We start from the raw sequence: 18221 nt of genomic DNA, 5'->3' as shown, positions 1-18221 counted from the left end.
GGGCTTCAACATTGGTTTTGTAGTGTTAACAGGTGAGAGGACTATGCATCACAAACAACAATCGACTTGGCGACTTTCTGCAAATCTTGGATTTCTGTGGCATGACTTGCCACTTTTAGATCGTTTGCAATGCGCACATGACGCTGGGTTTCAGGGTGTTGAGATGCATTGGCCTTATGATGTGTCACCCACACAGGTTGCCAAGGTGTGTCGAGATCTGAATCTGACGCTCTTGAGTGTCAACACACCTCAAGGCAATCAGGCTACGGGTGATTTGGGGTTGGCTGCGCAAGTGGGTCGTCAGGCTGAATTTAGACAAAGCTTTCAAAAGACGCTGGATTGGGCACGCCAAGCCAATGCAAGCATGATTCATGTACTGCCTGGGCGATCAGGTGAAGCCGAACAATCTCACGATTGTTTTGTGGAGAACCTGTGCTGGGCGAGTGACCTTATCCAAGGCGAAGAAATGACTTTGCTTTTGGAAGCCATGAATCCCTATGATCGTCCAGATTATTTCTATCACACACAAGAAGCTGCGTATTCCATGATTGAAGCCTGTGGACGTGACAACATCCGTCTGATGTTTGATGTCTACCATGTGGGTATGGGGCAGGGCAACGTATTGAATCGTTTGCGTGCTTTGATGCCGCAGATTGGCCATATTCAGATTGCGAGTGTACCTGAGCGTCAAGCACCCGATCGGGGCGAGATACGCTATGAAGCGGTGTTTGAAGCATTGACTTTGTTAGAGTATCGCGGCTGGGTTGGTTGTGAATACTGTGCGCAAGAAAATGTGCAACAGGAAGTGCAGCGCTGGACACAAGCTCTGGATGTGTCACTTTGACAATGATTGTGTAAAGCCATGGTGAGGCGATGAACGTAAAAAACGGTGCAGACTCTGGAATGAGTTTTGCACCGTTTTTTATGACTATTGCTGATAAGTGATCAGTTGCTTTGGCGTCTCATGTGAGGAAACAAAATCACATCTCGAATGCTGGCACTGTCAGTCAATAACATTACGAGTCGGTCGATCCCAATACCGCAACCGCCTGTTGGAGGCATGCCGTATTCAAGTGCTTGGATGTAGTCCTCGTCGTAATACATCGCTTCTTCGTCACCAGCATCTTTAGCCAACACTTGTGCAGAAAATCGTTCTGCTTGATCTTCTGGGTCGTTTAACTCAGAAAAACCGTTGGCGAGTTCGCGGCCTGCAATGAACAACTCGAATCGTTCTGTAATGCCAGGCGTTGTGTCAGATGCACGAGCAAGTGGAGAGACTTCGACGGGGTAGTCGATAATAAAGGTCGGCTCCCACAATTTGGCTTCAGCGACTTCTTCAAAGAGCACGAGTTGCCAAGTGCCCAGAGCGGCGTTGGTGTATTCTGGTGCTTGAACATTGATGCCAAGCTTTTGCAATTCTGCTTTAAGGAACTCAGTGTCTTGCAGTTGTGCATCTGTGTATTGCGGTGCATGGGCCTGAATGGCTTGCACAATCGTTAAACGTTTAAACGGTTGCGCAAAATCCAGTATTTTTTCTTGATAGCTGAGGGTGGCACTACCTGTCGTGCGAATGGCAACTTCACGAATGAGTGCTTCTGTGAAATCCATCAGCCAGTGATATTCTGTATAGGCTGCATAAAATTCCATCATTGTAAATTCAGGATTGTGTCGTGGACTCACCCCTTCATTACGGAAGTTACGGTTGATTTCAAAGACTCGCTCAAAGCCGCCCACAATTAAACGCTTGAGGTAGAGCTCAGGTGCAATGCGCAAGTACATGGGCATATCAAGCGCATTGTGATGGGTCACAAACGGTTTAGCCGCCGCACCACCTGGAATCACTTGCAGCATGGGTGTTTCGACTTCGAGGAATTGATGCGCTTCCATGATTTGTCGCACGGCCCCAATGGCTTTGCTACGCTGTAAAAATGTCTGACGTGTCTGTTCTGTGGTGATCAAATCCACATAACGTTGACGGTAGCGCAGTTCTTGATCGGCTAGTCCGTGAAATTTATCCGGTAAAGGCCGTAGCGATTTGCTCAACAAACGCACGCTAGTGGCGTGAATGGAGAGCTCACCTTTATTAGTTTTAAAGATTGTGCCATTGACGCCCAGAATGTCACCCAGATCCCAATGCTTAAAAGACTCATAGAGTTCTTCACCAAGCGTCTTGCGATCAAGATAAATCTGGATGCGTCCACTGCCATCTTGTAAAGTCGCAAAGCTGGCTTTACCCATGACGCGTTTAAGCATCATTCGACCAGCGACACAGGCTGTTTGTTCTTGTGACTCGAGCGTTGGTTTGTCGAGTTCGCCGTACTTTGTGTGTAAGTCCTGTGCGTGATCCGTCGGCTTGAAATCATTCGGATAGGCAATCCCATCTTGACGAAGCTGCTGAAGTTTTTGACGACGTTCAGCAATGAGATGGTTTTCTTCTTGAGGTGTTTGATCGTTCATGTTTTTTAAGTGTATTGGCGTACGTCATCAAGGACTGTGCTGCCGTAGTCGTCTCGGTTGAGAAGGTTTAAAAGTTTGTCAGCTGTTTCAGTCGCGGATGCCAGTTGACCTTGGCTGTAGAAATTCTGAAACTTCTCACGATTTGGAAATAAGCTTTCATCAGTGCCACGGATTGTTTCCTGCATGGGTGTGTCGACAATCCCTGGAGCAACTGCACTAATACGCACATTGGGGTGCTCTTCAATGTGAACTGCTTCAGAAAAGCGGTCCACAGCGGCTTTAGTCGCACAATAAACGCTCCAGCTTTTGGAGGCGTTTCGGCCTGCACCTGAAGAAATAATCATGATGCGACGGTCCGCTGCTTGTTGTGTACCTTGTAAGAAGCAGCCTGTCAGATAAATTGGTGCCACGATGTTGATATCAAAGGCGGCTGCAATTTCATCAAGATTTGTCAGATGGTCGGCCGGGACAATCGGCATGACAATACCCGCATTTAAAATAATGCGCGCATTTTTGACGTCTTTCAGCATGGCTTTAAGGGCTTGGCCAGCTTCATCAGTCTGATTGCGATCGGATAAATCAACTAGCAATTCATTCCAATCAGTTTGGTTGGCTTTGGCAATTTCCTGGAGTTCTGGCACGCTATTACGGCTTAGCGCAATCACGCGTTGTCCAGAACGGGCCAGTTGCTCAGCCATTGCACGTCCGATGCCTCGTGAGACACCTGACAAAATAGTCGTGATTTCGGATGTTGCCATGAATGTCTCCTTACAGACCGTGCTTTAGACTGGCTTGGATAAAGGGATCCAGATCGCCATCGAGCACTTTTTGTGTGTTTGAAATTTCGACTGATGTGCGTAAATCTTTAATACGGCTCTGATCCAACACATAAGAACGAATCTGGTGACCCCAACCCACATCGGTTTTTGAGTCTTCCATCTTTTGTTGTTCGGCCATGCGATTGCGAATTTCTAATTCATACAGGCGTGAGCGCAACATATCCATGGCTTCAGCCCGGTTGCGGTGCTGAGAACGATCGTTCTGACACTGCACCACAATGCCCGATGGCATGTGCGTAATACGAACGGCCGAGTCGGTTTTGTTCACGTGCTGACCACCGGCGCCACTAGCGCGGTAAGTATCGATGCGCAAATCGGCTGGATTGATGTCCACTTCGATTGAATCATCAACCTGAGGATAGACAAACACACTAGAAAACGAGGTGTGTCGACCACCTGAAGAGTCAAATGGACTTTTTCTGACTAGGCGATGTACGCCAGTTTCGGTTCGCAAATGCCCGTAAGCGTATTCGCCTTCGACTTTAATGGTCGCCGATTTAATACCCGCCACATCACCTTCGGACTCTTCAAGGACTTCGGTTTTGAAATCTTTGTGTTCGCAATATCGCAAGTACTGACGCAAGAGCATTGACGCCCAGTCTTGCGCTTCGGTTCCACCTGCACCGGCTTGAATGTCAATAAAGCAATTCAGTGGGTCGGCAGGGTTGGAGAACATGCGACGGAATTCCAAGTTTTCTAAGACTTCTTGGAATTGATCGGCATCGGCTTCAATGGCCAGCAGCGTTTCGTCGTCGGACTCCATTTGTGCAAGCTCAAACAGATCGAGTGCGTCCTGAATAGACTGTCCGAGTTCGTTGAGTGTCAAAACGACATTTTCAAGGTTTTTCTTTTCTCGTCCAAGCGCTTGGGCATGCTCGGGATTTTCCCAGATGGAAGGATCTTCCATCTCGGCATTGACGACTTCTAAGCGGTGTGCTTTTTCATCGTAGTCAAAGATACCTCCGAGCGGAGAGTTCTCTTTCCTGATAGTCCGATAGACGAGCGGACAGGGCGTTTTGGCGTTCTGCTTCCATGATTTTTACTTTCCTGCTTGAATAATTCTGTCGTAACCTCCTATTCTAGCCCACTCGACCAAGCTGTTTCGACAATGAGTTGTAGTGAGATACGTGATTGCCAGATATTGGGAGCAATTCGGTAGACGACTTCAACGTCTGCGTCTAACGGCAGCTCACGATTAAACCAAATCCCATCAAAACGCTGTTGATCCCGTTGTAAGACGAGCTTCATGTGTTTTTCACCAACCAGTCGCTGCGAAACGACGCGAAACCGATCCTGAAATACGGGGGGTAAAAATCCCGCTCCCCAGACTTGGTTGGCAAGCATGGTGGCTGATTGCACATTGGCCCATGCCGAAGGCAGTGAGCCGTCGGTTTCAATCACAGGCTCAAACGTGGTTTGGCCAGTCATATCGACAATGGCGTCTGATAAAGCTTCTTCGAAGAGATCTAAGCCATCAGGGTCCAAAGTTAAACCTGCGGCCATGGCGTGGCCACCAAATTTGAGAATTAGGCCAGGATGGCGTTTAGAGACCAGATCCAAAACGTCACGCAAGTGCACGTCGGGAATAGATCGACCAGAGCCTCGTAAATCGCCGTCATCCGCAGGGGCAAAGGCAATGACAGGGCGGTAGTAGGTTTCTTTTAAGCGTGATGCCACAAGACCCACAACCCCTTGATGCCAGTCTGGATGAAAGACGCACAATGCGGGGGCACCTTGTTCAATGACATCCATGTCTTCGAGTGCTTCAATGGCTTGCGCTTTCATTGTGGTTTCTATTTCACGACGTGCTCGGTTGATGTCGTCAAGCTCACGTGCCAGCCTGAGCGCTTCGGTCGGATCATCAGTGATCAGACACTCAATACCGATGCCCATGTCATCCAATCGTCCGGCTGCGTTGATGCGTGGTCCCACGGTAAAGCCCAGATCAAACGAATTGGCATTGGCTGGATCACGTCCACTGACAGCAAAAAGGGCACGAATCCCTTCTTGCATTTGTCCTTGACGAATTCGCTCTAGGCCACGTGCAACCAACAACCGATTGTTGGCATCGAGTCGCACCACATCAGCCACGGTGCCAAGTGCAACTAAATCGATTAAGGCATCTAGGCGTGGTTCGGGTCGAGTTTTCCAGTGCCCGCGATCGCGCATTTCACGGCGCAATGCCATCAAGACATAAAAGATGACACCCACACCTGCCAAGTTTTTAGATTCAAAGCCACAGTTTGGTTGGTTGGGATTCACAATGGCCAATGCTTGCGGTAGCGTATCGCCAGGCAAGTGATGGTCTGTCACAATTACTTCCAGGCCATGCGCATGTGCGGCTTCAACACCTTCGACACTGGCAATGCCGTTATCGACTGTGATGAGAAGATCTGGGCGTCCGGCTCGATGATTTAAAGCCAGTTGCACCACATCAGGTGATAAGCCATATCCTGTCTCAAATCGATTAGGCACAAAATAATCGACTTGCGCTCCCATGGCTCTTAAACCACGGATGGCCACTGCACAAGCGGTTGCACCATCGCAATCGTAGTCGGCCACGATTAGTAACCGTTTTTGTTGTTCGATGGCATCGGCCAGCTCGCGTGCTGCAAGATCAACCTGTGTGAGCGATGCGGGGTTGATGAGATGCTGCCACTGAGTCGAAGTCTGTGAAATGTCTGTGACGCCCCGAGCGGCCATGAGACGGGCTAGCAACGGGTTCATGCCTTGAGACGTTAAATGTTGTGCAACGGTTTCAGGGACCGTGCGAACACGAGTTACAACGGGTTCCACCAGTTTCTCCATTCAGGGGTTTGCGCAGCACCAGCGCGCGAATTGGTTGGTGTTGAGCGAGAAAAGAGTTTTTGAATCTTTGCGCCCAATGATAGTTTTTTGACGGACGGTTTGCCTGGTGTGAGACGAATAATGCGATCTTCACCGGTGAAGGTCACAGTTGGCTGAGGCTGTTTGATCTCAAAGATGTGTGTATGCCACTGCGTGACCAATGTTTGCCAGTCCTTGAGCCATTCAGACCAAAGCCCATGGCTTGCATGTTGCTGGAAGGTCTCAAACCATTGTGCATCTGCGTTGGGTTGTGGCGTCCAGCCTCGAGCGCCTCCCGAGAGCCATAACGTGTTAATGACTGGAAGGCCTTCAGCTTGCCTTTTTTGATTGACGGGGTGTGTGTGCCAGTGCATTTGAATTTCATTGACGCACTGTCGCCAGATTCGCCAGATTTCGGCCGTTGGCCAAGCATCGCTGGCTTCTTGGTCTTGCACGCTTTGTAGAGTAGGTAACCAAGCATCTTTTGAATCGCGTTCAGACGGAATCTGTCCACTGACTTGCCAAAAACCAGGCTTAAAGGATTGCAGCTCAATCCCGTAGGTGTTGCTAAGATCGAGTTCCGTCAGACTATCGGCTAAGGCCTGTAATTCCTGTGATGATGCCTGCAGGCGAGCCTGTTCGACTAAGAGAGTGCCTTGGAACGATACAATCGCGCTACAGGCTTGCGCAACCCAGATTGCTTGAGACTGGTCAGTCTGTTGTGCTTCTAAGGCAGCATGTGCACTGCCGATCGGTAAGGTCGCTTCGCTTGGGCTTAATGCTTGTGTCAGTCCTAGGTTTTCTAGGCGAACGCGCTGCGCGGGTGTGCAGCCAAAATCACTACAGGCACTGTCTAAAATCTCCACACGGTATCGGGACAGAATGGCATCGAGTTGTTGTGCCAGCGACGTGTGTGTGGATTGCAAAGCCTGACTCAGTGAGTTGGCTAGATGATTGGGGGGCAGGGCGTCGGGAACAATCCAGTTGGAAGCGGGCATGATTTAGTGTTAGTTACAAATTGGTATCCGAGATGATTTCGGAAAATAAGAGATCAATTGTACGGTTCTACCGTACTGTGAATTGCTGCAAAGTGCCATAATGACCCATGATGCTGAGAAAACACTCAGAATAAAGAGGTTGGTTGTGGGTATTCGGGCGCTTGTCTAAAAAAGAATGTCTGAGCCTCAGTCAAGGATGCTATGGAAAAAAACAATGAAGCTTGCATTTGAACTCTGGCTTGGAACACGTTATGCCGGTCTGGGCGGCAAGCGCGCTGCGGCCAGTGGTCGGGATCGGTTTGTCTCGTTTGTGGCCCTGATGTCCATGGTGGGGATTGCGCTTGGCGTGGCTGCCCTGATTGTGGTCTTGTCGGTCATGAATGGTTTTCAGCGAGACGTGCGCGATCGCATGTTGTCTGTTTTGCCGCATATTGAGTTGTTTGTACCTGGACAAACACCTCAGGCAACTTTGGATCTTTTTGAGACGCTGTCAGAAGAGGCTAAAGCACATCCTGATGTGGTGAGTGCTGCGCCTTTTGTGTCGGCACCGGCCATTGTCATGCGAGGGCAGGTTCTACGGGGCGTGCAGTTGCGCGGCGTGGAGCCTAGCGAGGAAGCGCAGGTTTCAGAACTGGCTGATCAAATGATTGAAGGCTCATTGTCAGATCTGAAGCCTGATGGATTTGGTCTCGTCATTGGCAGTACGCTGGCCTCAATTTTAAATGTTGATGTGGGCGATAACGTCATGATTCTGGCGCCACAAGGCAGTGTGACGCCGGCTGGATTTGCTCCCCGGATGCGTCAATTCACGGTGGTCGGACTATATCGATCTGGGCATTATGAATATGACAGTTCGTTGATCTTTGCCCAAGCACAAGATGCGGCACGCCTGTTCCGTGACACGGGCTCAGCGGGTGTTCGACTTAAAGTCAACGATATGTATGATGTGCAGCGTATTGCGCAAGAGCTGCAAATGATGTTGCGTGGACAGATTTTTGTCGCGGACTGGACAAGAAACAACCGCAACTGGTTTGCTGCCGTTCAAACAGAAAAACGCATGATGTTTATTATTCTGGCGCTTATTGTGGCGGTTGCTGCATTTAATTTGCTGTCCTCACAGGTCATGGCTGTCAAAGACAAGCAAGCCGACATTGCAATTTTGCGAAGCTTTGGAGCAACGCCCGCCCGGATTGCACGGATTTTTCTGATTCAAGGTGCATTAATTGGCTTACTCGGAACCTTGGTTGGGGTCTTGGGCGGCTGCTTGATTGCATTTAATGTGGATGTGATTGTGCCTGCGCTAGAAGGACTTTTAGGGGTGCAGTTCTTGCCACAAGAGATTTACTTTATTTCCGCATTGCCATCGGATCCACGGTCATCTGACATTGTGACAATCGGGGTAACTTCCATGGTGTTGTCACTATTGGCCACCCTGTACCCAAGCTGGCGTGCATCGCGTGTTGAACCTGCCCAAGTGTTGCGTTATGACTGAGAGTGAACAATTTGCTATGAGAAATTCATCCGATGTCGTACTGGAAGCGATTGATCTGAATCGCTACTTTCGGGAAGGCGGGCAACAAATTCATGTGCTGCGTCAGGTCAGTTTGCGGGTGCATGCCGGTGAAATGGTGTCTATTGTTGGGGCTTCTGGCTCAGGTAAAAGCACTTTGCTGCATTGTCTGGGTCTGTTAGATAGACCCGATGAAGGTGAGGTGCAAGTCGGTGGGCAATCCACAGCCCGCATGCGCGAGACGCAACGCAGTGCGATTCGCAATGCACAACTCGGGTTTGTGTACCAATTTCACCATTTGTTGGGTGAATTTAACGCGTTGGATAATGTGGCGATGCCGCTTGTTATTCGCAATATGAGCCGCGAAAAAGCTCGTCAAAAAGCTCGGGTTCTTTTAGAGGATATGGGGCTAGGTGAACGGGTGACGCACTTTCCAGGTCAATTGTCTGGGGGTGAACGTCAGCGGGTTGCCCTGGCCAGAGCGCTTGTGAGTGAACCTCGATGTGTGCTTGCGGATGAGCCTACAGGTAATCTGGACCGACAGACCGCACAAAACATGTTTGCGCTTTTACGTAAAGTTCAACGTGAGCGGGGTTTGGCCATTGTGATTGTGACGCATGATCTGGCATTGGCCGCCCGTACCGATCGGGTGCTCAGCATGGTTGATGGTCAGTTAAAGGAAGTCGATCGGCATACGCTGGAGAACTTGCAAACGCCTCTTACAGGTGATTCTGGAGAGTCGGGTAAGTCGGGTGATTCTGATGAAAACAGCGCCACCACTCATTGATACCCACTGTCATTTGGATGCGCGTGAGTTTGATCACGATCGTCAGGGTGTCATTGAGCGTGCTTATTCGAAAGGTGTCACTGGGATCTTGATTCCAGCGGTGGAAGTTTCGAATTTCACGACGGTACGAGACTTGGCTGTACAGGTTCAGGGTGGTGCTTACGCAATTGGTATTCATCCCATGTTCGTTCGTTATGCACAGGCTGATGATCTGGTGCGTATGCGTGAGTTTTTAGAGACACATCGTGATGATCCGAATTTAGTCGCAATTGGTGAAATTGGTTTGGATTTTTTTGTGCCTGAAATCTCACAAGGCGCTGAACGAGACAAACAGCTGGTGTTTTATCAAGAACAGTTAAAGCTTGCAAAAGCATTTGATCTGCCCGTTTTATTGCATGTCAGAAAGTCGCAAGATGAACTCTTAAAGTGGTTGCGCCGGCTGGGATCACCCGGTGGGATTGCGCATGCCTTTAATGGCAGCTTTCAGCAAGCACAGCAATTTCTGGATTTAGGATTTGTGTTGGGTGCAGGTGGTGCCATGACGTTTGATCGTGCGTTACAAATTCGTCGCCTTGTGACCCAACTGCCATTGACTGCCTGGGTGTTGGAAACCGATGCGCCTGACATTTCCCCAGCCTGGTTAGGTTCGGGTGCCCGTAACGAACCCGCTGAAATTGCACAAATGGCACAAGTGCTGGCCCAATTGCGAGAGTGTGATGAAGCCACCATTTTGCGACAAACGACGACCAATGCTTGCCGTGTCCTACCCAAAGCTCGTGCGCTATGGTGTGCTAAGTAGTTAGTCACAAAATAGCGGTAATTCCGCATAGATATTGGTCCACATTCATCCACGTCTAAACAAAATCAAACGGCACACTGGCAGCTCTTAGGTTTTTTGGGTATGGCGGGAAATGCCACTTGCGGTGTTGGCGCTGGCTTGGCTGCTGGGTCTAGTTATTGCACAAGTACAGACAGAGTTGTTGCCCATGCCCTTATTACTTGGTATGGCGGTCTTTGCATTGGGCGTTTTGGGGTGGAGTGCACGAACCGGTTTAGCGCAAAAGACTGAAACGCTTGCAATTACAAGTGGCCTCTGGTGGCTGCGTTTGATATCGATTGCGGTGCTTGCCTGTGCATGGACGGGTTTGCAGGGTCATCGCGATTTGCTACGTCGCTTGCCTTTAGCGCTCGATAATCAGACAACGTCAGCGCAGTACGTCGTCATTGGTTTGCCAGTGCAATCGGGCCAAGGGTTCACGGCACAAGTCAAAGCACTTGTGCTCATCGAACAAGGCCCCAAAGTCATGGTGGATCGACAAGTCTGGGTGACATGGTTTGATGCATGTGTGCGAGATTGTGCGCAAGTGATCCGTGTGGGGCAACGTTGGTCATCTCGGTTGAACTGGCGTGCGCCACACGGGCATCTCAACTTTTATGGTGACGATGCGCAGCAGCAACTGTATGCCAAACAAATTTATGCGCAAGCAAGGGTGAGGGGAGCTGCCAAACTGCTTGCCATTGGGCTAACCCCCACACTGGGCAGTTGGCTGGAGGCTTTACGTGCCAAACTAATCGCATCGATGCAAACCGTGCTTGGGGGAAAAACGTATGCGGGTGTTCTGATTGCGCTGGTGTTTGGAGATCAGCAAGGGATAGACACTGGGCAATGGCAGTGGTTTGCAAACGCTGGGATTTCTCATTTGGTGGCCATCAGTGGAACCCATGTGTCGCTCGTGGCTTCTTTGGGTGGGTTGTTTGCAGGATTTCTGTTTGATCATCTGCGCTGGCATGGGCAAGCGATCACGCAGCGATTCTCTAGGCGATCAGTTTCGGTTTTAACAGGGCTTTTGTGTGCGCTGGTGTATTGCTTACTGGCGGGTTGGGGGTTGTCGGCGCGACGCACATTTTTAATGCTCGCAACAGTGAGTCTGTCTTTATTGGGTCGATTTCGTCTTCGAACCAGTGATGCATTAGGCATTGCTTTGTTTGCGATTACGGTGCTGGAGCCACATGCCATCTTGGCGCATGGATTGTGGCTGTCGTTTACGGCTGTCTTGGCACTGCTTGCGATGGGCTTGGCTTTTCAGGCCAATGTTAAAAAACGCAGACCTGAACTTCTATCTACCCAGCCAGCTCAACTAGATCAGCCCGGTCATTCGATCCAACAAACAAGCTTTGACCAAACTGTATGGTTCTGGTGCCGTCAAAAACGGACTGATTTGCTGGCGTGGTGGCGCACAAAACAAGTGAACCGTTCATTTTTATGCTTGTTGCGGTTTCAATGTGTTTTAACGCTGGCGACTTTACCGCTGCTGGCTTGGATATTTCCGCAAGTGAGTGTCATCAGCGTGCTGACCAATCTATGGGCGATTCCTTGGGTTGGAGCCGTGGTGACACCGGCTGCATTAGGATTGGCGTTCTTGAGTGCTGTGGTCGCAGGCTTTGGTTTGCCTTTGTCGAGCTTGGAGCCCTTGGGACAACTTGTGCATGCTTTGGCCGTAATTGGATTTGCACCTGTCCATTGGCTTGTTCAAACAATCCCTTCGACGATGGATGTCACACAAGCGCCGATCGGTTGGGTGCTGTTAAGTGTCCTAGGTGTTGGCTTGGCTTTGTGCCTGCCAGTGGGTTTGAGTCGGCATACCGCTTGGTTGTTATTGTTGCCGCAATTGTGTTGGCATCCAACACATCCTGAAACGGGTGGCTGGCGGCTAACGGCCTTCGATCTCGGGCAGGGTGAATCTGTATTGATTGAAACAGCGCAGCATCAGGTTCTGTACGATACGGGTTGGCAACATGGCGAGTCGGACGCCGTCCAAAATATTGTGTTGCCTCAGCTAAAAGCTATGGGAATCCGAAGCTTAGATGATGTGGTGATTTCTCATCCTGATCTAGATCACGTAGGCGGACTCGCCACCCTACAGAAAACCCGTGAAATTAAACAATTATGGGGTTCAGGACTGCATCCCATGGTTTATCGCGCTTGTCGGGCCGGTCAGTTTTGGGAATATGATGGTGTGCAGTTTCAAATGCTTGCACCACGCAGTGATTGCGCCAACCACACGCTTGAAGGTGCACAACGAAATCGCTGCAGCTGTGTGCTGCGGATCAGTGGTCGCTGGCATTCTGCGCTGCTTCCAGGTGATATTGATGCGCAAACAGAAAAACAATTAGTCCAAGAGGTTCAAACAACTCGAACAACTCAAAAAACACCCAAGCGTTCAAGACATCAAAAGAAAGGTAAAGGCCAACGTAAACAAACAGCGCAAACTCGAACTCAAAATCAACCTGCAGCTTGTGCAACACATCCGAAGCAGTCCGTTAGGCAAACCTCACAAAAGAGCAAAGATAAACGAGAGGGAATCCCTAAAGTGAAACTCAAAGGCAAACATCCAAAACCATTGCTTGAGCATACAAGCGATGCATGTGAAATAGGACAGCCCGTACCTAAAACCGATGTGGTACTCATGTCGCACCATGGTTCTATCAGCAGTTCAGCACTGCAATGGATACAGGCACTGAAGGCTCGGCATGCGATTGCGCAAGCTGGCCATCACAATCGATTCGGACACCCGCATCCCAAGGTAATTCAGCGCTGGAAAGAGCAGGGTGTACGGACGTGGGTGAGCGCCCAGGATGGGGCGATTGAAGTCAACTCAGATGCGTCTGGCTTAGTCGTACGCACAGCCCGACAAGTCAGAAAACGCTACTGGCATGATCAGAAGCCGGTCAATGCCCTAAAATGAACTGATCATATTTAGAAAACACACCCTGAAGGAGACATCATGAGTGCACCCCGAGTTGAATCAATTGCCTGCAGCAGCCCAACAGGTATCCATCAAATGGCTTATTACGACTGGGGTGATCCGGACAATCCCGATGTATTGCTGTGTGTGCACGGTTTGACTAGAAATGGACGGGATTTTGATGAGGTGGCCAAGCGACTGTCTAAGCGTTTCCGAGTGGTGTGTCCTGATGTCGTGGGTCGTGGTTTGTCCGATTGGTTGGTGAACCCAGCGGGTTATCAGGTGCCTCAGTATGCAGCTGATATGGTGAGTTTGATCGGTCGCTTGCAACCTAAAACGCTGAATTGGGTGGGAACCTCTATGGGTGGACTCATTGCCATGGTTTACAGTGCGTTGGTTGCCAAAGCACAAAGCGGCAAAGCACCTGTGCCACCAGCCCGTTTAACTGCCAGTATTCCAGATTCGGTGGTGCCCATTACTCGTCTAGTGCTTAATGACGTAGGGCCTCGTGTTGAACCCGAATCACTGGCACGAATTGGTGCCTATTTAGGTGACCTTACACAATACGACAGCTTTGAAGAAGGGCTGGCGTATATGCGACAAACAGCCCAATCGTTTGGTCTACAAACAGATGAACAATGGGAAATGTTTACACGACATTATTTTGTGCAAAAAGATGGCCACTGGATCAAGCATTACGATCCGAACATTGCGATGGGTTTTGCGGGGATGACGCCTGAAATGATGGCCAAAGGTGAAGAGTACCTCTGGCATGTCTATAGCAAAATCACCTCAGATATTCTGGTGTTGCATGGTGTTGAGTCTGATTTGTTAACCGCTGAATCGGTTGCGCGTATGCAAGCCAGTAATGCACGCACACAAGTTCGTAGTATTGAAGGGGTGGGTCATGCACCTAGCCTTCTTAAAGATCATGAGATTGATTTATTGGAATCATTCTTGGTTTAAAACTAATTTCGGAGTATTGATTGTCAAACGAGCGCTCACTTCAAAAACCCTATACCAAAGTCGATTTACACTGTCATTCGACAATTTCAGATGGCGTATTGTCGCCACCTGACGTCGCTCGACGCGCAGCCTCACAGGGCGTTGATCTCTGGGCTTTAACGGATCATGATGAGATTCGTGGAATTGCGCAAGCGCGCGAGACAGCGCATGATTTGGGTATGGATTTTTTGAGTGGCGTTGAGATTTCAGTCACTTGGGGTGGGCGCACGGTTCACATCGTGGGTTTGGGTGTGGATGAGACCCATTCCGTTTTAGTCGAAGGCTTGGCGCATAATCGTTCAGGTCGATTGCGTCGAGGGCAGTCCATTGCAGATCGACTGACAGAACTGGGTATTTCAGGAACATTTGAAGGCGCAAAGGCCTTGGCGAGTAACCCTGAAATGCTTAGTCGTACGCACTTTGCACGGTATTTGGTGGATCAAGGGTACGCCAGTTCCATTCAAAACGTATTTGATCAGTATCTAGGTGACGGGAAACCTGCCGCTGTGCCGATGAATTGGGCAACTTTGGGTGAGGCATTACACTGGATACATTCGGCCGGTGGTGTGGCTGTGATTGCACACCCGGGCCGTTATGAGTTTGAGCGCCTACGCCTAGATGCGTTTGTGAAAGAGTTTCAAGCATTAGGCGGTTGTGGGATTGAGATTTATACGGGTAGTCATCATCCCAATGAATATGAATTCTATGAACGCGTGGCTCGGCAATATGGCTTACATGGATCCTGTGGATCAGATTTTCATGGACCCAAAGAAGGGCGCTATGACTTGGGTTCGATGCCACTTTTACCCACCGATATCCCAGCCGTCTGGGATGTGGCAAAAATCGATTATGCGAAATAGTATCCATCTGGATATCTGAAGTTTGTTTGCGCTGAGGAATTGAAGATGTCATCACCGACCTCTAAAAACTATATGACGCGTGCAGGCTATGAACGTTTGCGTGCAGAGTTGGTTCACCTGATGAATGTGGAACGCCCTGAAGTGGTTCAAGTGGTGTCTTGGGCTGCGTCAAACGGCGATCGCTCTGAAAATGGTGACTATATCTACGGTAAAAAGAGATTGCGTGAAATTGATCGACGCATGCGTTTTTTAACAAAACGTCTGGACATTGCGGAGGTGGTTGATCTGCAACCCGGTCAGCATGGTGATCAGGTCTTTTTTGGGGCGACCGTTGAATATATGAGTGAAGATGAGACCTTCACCACGATTACGATTGTCGGTGTTGATGAGGCCGATCCTCTACAAAACCGCATTAGTTGGATTACGCCAGTGGCACGCGCGCTACTGAAAGCTCGCGAGGGCGATTCAGTCACGTTGCAAACTCCTTCAGGTCCGCAAACACTAGAAATTACCGAAGTCCGTTACGACGTTTGAGCGTTTGCGAGTGTCGTGCTCAGCCTAGTGTCCTACAATGCCACGTTCTCGTGCGTCGGATGAATCAACGGTTTAAATTGACTTATCCGATGCGAATCTTTCTTGAAGACTAAAACATGTTGTCATTACCTGCTGATAGCCACGCCTTGTGTGTGGCCCCGATGATTGATGTCACAGACCGTCATTGCCGGTTTTTTCATCGTCTGCTTGCACCTCGTGCTTGGTTGTATTCTGAAATGACCACCACAGGTGCGCTTAAATTCGGTGATCGTCAGCGTCACCTGCAATTTAATGAAGCTGAAAAACCCGTTGCTTTGCAGCTCGGTGGCTGTGAGCCCGAAGATCTGGCCTTGGGTGCCAAGTTGGGCGAACAGTGGGGCTACGATGAAATTAATCTGAATTGCGGCTGTCCGTCTTTAAAAGTCCAGAAAGGCGCGTTTGGCGCGTGTTTGATGCGGGATGCGGATCTTGTGGCCGACTGCGTGAAAGCCATGCAAGATGCGACCAGTGTGCCTGTGACCGTCAAACATCGCCTGGGTCTGGATGGAGAGACTGATTTTGCTTTTTTGCAGGATTTTGTGGGCAAACTGTACGAAACTGGCTGCCGCATTTTTATTGTGCACGCTAGACATGCTGTTCTGGGCGGATTGTCTCCCAAAGAAAACCGGGAAATCCCACCTTTGCAATACGATGAAGCCGCAAAACTAAAAGCGATCTTTCCAGAAGCACGTTTTATTCTGAATGGTGGTTTGACCGATGTAGAAACTTGTCTGGATGAGTTGAAACGTTTTGATGGGGTGATGCTGGGTCGAGCCGCTTGGCACAACCCGGCGATTCTGGCGCAATTGTCTGTTGCCATGGGTCATATCGATGCCATGCCGGATGAAGATAAGATTGTTGAGGCCATGGTCCAGTATGCATATGAGCAAATCACGTATGGCGTACCACTTCGCGTCGTCGTCAAACCGTTATTAGACTGGCCGCTTGGTCGTCGAGGTGCACGACAATGGCGTCGCACGCTTTCAGACAACAGCTTGTTAGATCTTAATGATGCAAATTTGTTAACCCAAGCGTGGGAGACCTTGAAGCAAGCTTGAAGTCTGTTTGACGCACATTTAAAATGTATTGCGTAGATCAAGGGTATGGTTGGCGTAATACAATTTCGCCATCTTTAAATTCCACAGCATTAGTTGAATCATCGTCGAGTAGTTTGATTTTTTTGAGAAAATAATCATTTTAGTGTTGAGTTTACACCTTATAACGCCTCGAGTTTAGTCAGCCAATTATTGAATAACGGGCAATTGTCTCGCATAGCATTAAGACCAATTTCCAAAGCTGCTAGGATTCCAAGTATTGGTTTTTGGTAATCAGGTATCAAGGCTTCGATGCGCTTGCTGGGTGCAGTTTTATAACTATTGTTAATGTGCTCTGGAGTTTCAAATTGATTTGCAATTTTACTCAGCTGTGGTTCCAACTCTTCCTTATCAATACCCCTAGCAAAAGCGTTAGGACTGCTGAAAAGCAACGCTTCGAAGTCATACATTTGTACAAAAGGAATGAAACGACGCATAGGGTCGACTCCTAGTTTTTTTGTTAATTCCTCGATCATTGCTTGTTGTACTGTTTCAGCTTTTTTTGCTATATCAGTGTAATTGGTGCCAGCGTGTTTGCCCGGAAATGACTGAGGTAGACCGTAGTAATCAAAAAATGTAGTGCAGAAACTAGTTTTATCGCCTAGTAGACGCTTTTCAATATCAACATAAAGGCGTCCAAATTTGAAATTACCTCCTTTATGTCCAGGCCTACCCACAAGAGCAGGTATTAATAAAACACCTTTTGGTGTAAGTGCGGGTTGCAGTAGTTCCTTGACGAACATTTCCTCGGTTTGCCCTTCACAAATCACATGTACTCTGATCATCGTGAAGGTCTCCCGCCCAGGATGTTCTTTTGCCACAACTCTCCAACGGAATAGTCTTCGAGCCATGTTGTGAAGTCGTTTTCATCCAGACGTCTAAATACCGAACCACCATCTTCCCTATCGACAATGATTAAATCATTTAGATCGAACTCATTAAGTAAACCGATAGACTGAGTGGACACGATAACCTGAGTTTGTGTAGCAGTCGAACGAATTAGTGCACCGAGCAAGGTGATCGCATAGGGGTGCAAACCCAGCTCAGGTTCATCGATAATGATGGTGGTTGGAGGATTTGGCTGTAGCAAAGCGGTGACTAAGCAAATAAAGCGCAGTGATCCGTCAGAGAGTTGACTAGGCCAAAGCGCATAATCATTGCCCAGTTGTTTCCACAGTAAGCGCACCTGTTGTTCTTCACTGGGCAAAATGGTAGGTTTCAGGACAAAATCATCAAAAAAAGGGATAGCTAACCGAACTGTTTTACGAATTTGGTTATAGGCTGCAGGTTCTTCGTTTTGTAGACGTAATAAAAATGCAGCTAGGTTGGAGGCATCCATTCGCAGATAACTGTTGTCATGTACTGAACTCTGACGCTTGATTCCAGCTGTGTCGCTGGTGTCATGAAAGTGATAAACCTTCCAGTTGGAGATCGCGTTGTAGCAGTGTGTTGCGACTTTCTTTGACGTACCTTGTTCTGTTTCTTTCTTTAAGTTGGATTCAGCGTGCCCAGCTCCAAGGTTCGGA

The 18221-nt window shown here is 49.0% G+C and carries 15 protein-coding genes and 1 pseudogene; 9 read left to right on the top strand and 7 right to left on the bottom strand.

What is annotated here, in order from left to right; translation table 11 throughout:
- Nucleotides 1-43: 43 nt before the first annotated feature.
- A complete protein-coding gene (locus tag ACOI06_RS08915; RefSeq protein ID WP_420662201.1) occupies nt 44-844 on the top strand; it encodes a hydroxypyruvate isomerase family protein in 801 nt (266 codons plus the stop codon).
- 101 nt (nt 845-945) lie between these two features.
- On the opposite strand, the gene lysS is transcribed toward ACOI06_RS08915, so the two are convergent.
- The 5 genes from lysS to ACOI06_RS08890 all read right to left on the bottom strand — a co-directional run bounded on the left by lysS (nt 946) and on the right by ACOI06_RS08890 (nt 7120).
- A complete protein-coding gene (gene lysS, locus ACOI06_RS08910; protein ID WP_420662200.1) occupies nt 946-2457 on the bottom strand; it encodes a lysine--tRNA ligase in 1512 nt (503 codons plus the stop codon).
- A 5-nt stretch (nt 2458-2462) separates the two neighbouring features.
- The gene (locus ACOI06_RS08905) at nt 2463-3215 is read right to left on the bottom strand and encodes an SDR family NAD(P)-dependent oxidoreductase (protein WP_420662199.1); all 753 of its coding nucleotides are present in this window, start codon (nt 3213-3215) and stop codon (nt 2463-2465) included.
- Nucleotides 3216-3225: 10 nt separating this feature from the next.
- Nucleotides 3226-4330, bottom strand: a protein-coding gene (gene prfB, locus ACOI06_RS08900) for a peptide chain release factor 2 (RefSeq protein WP_420662198.1) whose coding sequence is annotated in 2 segments (ribosomal slippage) — nt 3226-4248 and nt 4250-4330 — 1104 coding nt in all. Because the reading frame shifts where the segments join, the coding sequence is not laid out codon by codon here.
- 40 nt (nt 4331-4370) lie between these two features.
- Nucleotides 4371-6095, bottom strand: a complete 1725-nt coding sequence (gene recJ, locus ACOI06_RS08895; protein WP_420662319.1) for a single-stranded-DNA-specific exonuclease RecJ — start codon at nt 6093-6095, stop codon at nt 4371-4373.
- Nucleotides 6077-7120 carry a hypothetical protein gene (locus ACOI06_RS08890; protein ID WP_420662197.1) on the bottom strand — a complete coding sequence of 348 codons (1044 nt, stop codon included), beginning with the start codon at nt 7118-7120 and terminating at the stop codon, nt 6077-6079. Before ACOI06_RS08890 ends, recJ begins: the two co-directional genes overlap by 19 nt.
- A 214-nt stretch (nt 7121-7334) precedes the next feature.
- Between ACOI06_RS08890 and ACOI06_RS08885 the strand changes: the two genes are divergently transcribed.
- From ACOI06_RS08885 to dusA, 8 genes and pseudogenes are all read left to right on the top strand, one after another.
- Nucleotides 7335-8612, top strand: coding sequence for a lipoprotein-releasing ABC transporter permease subunit (locus tag ACOI06_RS08885; RefSeq protein ID WP_420662196.1), 1278 nt, complete (start codon nt 7335-7337; stop codon nt 8610-8612).
- Nucleotides 8613-8628: 16 nt separating this feature from the next.
- Entirely contained in the window at nt 8629-9417 is a 789-nt protein-coding gene (locus ACOI06_RS08880) for an ABC transporter ATP-binding protein (RefSeq protein WP_420662195.1), read from the top strand.
- Nucleotides 9392-10216, top strand: a complete 825-nt coding sequence (locus tag ACOI06_RS08875) for a TatD family hydrolase (protein ID WP_420662194.1) — start codon at nt 9392-9394, stop codon at nt 10214-10216. The genes ACOI06_RS08880 and ACOI06_RS08875 overlap by 26 nt, the downstream gene beginning before the upstream one ends.
- A gap of 112 nt (nt 10217-10328) precedes the next feature.
- Nucleotides 10329-13163 carry a ComEC/Rec2 family competence protein gene (locus tag ACOI06_RS08870; protein WP_420662193.1) on the top strand — a complete coding sequence of 945 codons (2835 nt, stop codon included), beginning with the start codon at nt 10329-10331 and terminating at the stop codon, nt 13161-13163.
- 39 nt (nt 13164-13202) lie between these two features.
- A complete protein-coding gene (locus ACOI06_RS08865; protein ID WP_420662192.1) occupies nt 13203-14129 on the top strand; it encodes an alpha/beta fold hydrolase in 927 nt (308 codons plus the stop codon).
- A 20-nt stretch (nt 14130-14149) separates the two neighbouring features.
- Complete coding sequence (locus ACOI06_RS08860) at nt 14150-15028, top strand: PHP domain-containing protein (protein WP_420662191.1); 879 nt, start codon at nt 14150-14152, stop codon at nt 15026-15028.
- Between the two features lie 60 nt (nt 15029-15088).
- A pseudogene (gene greB, locus ACOI06_RS08855) lies at nt 15089-15562 on the top strand (transcription elongation factor GreB); the annotation flags it as partial.
- Nucleotides 15563-15678: 116 nt separating this feature from the next.
- Nucleotides 15679-16659: a tRNA dihydrouridine(20/20a) synthase DusA gene (gene dusA / locus ACOI06_RS08850; protein WP_420662190.1), complete on the top strand. Its 981-nt coding sequence runs from the start codon at nt 15679-15681 to the stop codon at nt 16657-16659.
- Nucleotides 16660-16817: 158 nt separating this feature from the next.
- Here dusA and ACOI06_RS08845 read toward each other — a convergent pair whose 3' ends face one another.
- Both ACOI06_RS08845 and ACOI06_RS08840 read right to left on the bottom strand, forming a co-directional pair.
- Nucleotides 16818-17516, bottom strand: coding sequence for a DUF4276 family protein (locus ACOI06_RS08845; protein WP_420662187.1), 699 nt, complete (start codon nt 17514-17516; stop codon nt 16818-16820).
- On the bottom strand, nt 17477-18221 hold a 745-nt coding region (locus ACOI06_RS08840; RefSeq protein WP_420662185.1), incomplete at its 5' end, for an AAA family ATPase. The genes ACOI06_RS08840 and ACOI06_RS08845, both read right to left, overlap by 40 nt.

Origin of the sequence: Orrella sp. 11846, from assembly GCF_048820935.1 — a bacterium.
Taxonomy (GTDB): domain Bacteria; phylum Pseudomonadota; class Gammaproteobacteria; order Burkholderiales; family Burkholderiaceae_B; genus Algicoccus.
Note: the sequence above shows the minus strand (reverse complement) of the source record. Positions and strands in the feature narration are given on the sequence as shown.

Coding starts and splice junctions, on each gene's coding strand:
- ACOI06_RS08915 (WP_420662201.1), top strand. CDS start 44: ATGCATCACAAACAACAATCGACTTGGCGACTTTCTGCAAATCTTGGA.
- lysS (WP_420662200.1), bottom strand. CDS start 2,457: ATGAACGATCAAACACCTCAAGAAGAAAACCATCTCATTGCTGAACGT.
- ACOI06_RS08905 (WP_420662199.1), bottom strand. CDS start 3,215: ATGGCAACATCCGAAATCACGACTATTTTGTCAGGTGTCTCACGAGGC.
- ACOI06_RS08890 (WP_420662197.1), bottom strand. CDS start 7,120: ATGCCCGCTTCCAACTGGATTGTTCCCGACGCCCTGCCCCCCAATCAT.
- ACOI06_RS08885 (WP_420662196.1), top strand. CDS start 7,335: ATGAAGCTTGCATTTGAACTCTGGCTTGGAACACGTTATGCCGGTCTG.
- ACOI06_RS08880 (WP_420662195.1), top strand. CDS start 8,629: ATGAGAAATTCATCCGATGTCGTACTGGAAGCGATTGATCTGAATCGC.
- ACOI06_RS08875 (WP_420662194.1), top strand. CDS start 9,392: ATGAAAACAGCGCCACCACTCATTGATACCCACTGTCATTTGGATGCG.
- ACOI06_RS08870 (WP_420662193.1), top strand. CDS start 10,329: ATGCCACTTGCGGTGTTGGCGCTGGCTTGGCTGCTGGGTCTAGTTATT.
- ACOI06_RS08865 (WP_420662192.1), top strand. CDS start 13,203: ATGAGTGCACCCCGAGTTGAATCAATTGCCTGCAGCAGCCCAACAGGT.
- dusA (WP_420662190.1), top strand. CDS start 15,679: ATGTTGTCATTACCTGCTGATAGCCACGCCTTGTGTGTGGCCCCGATG.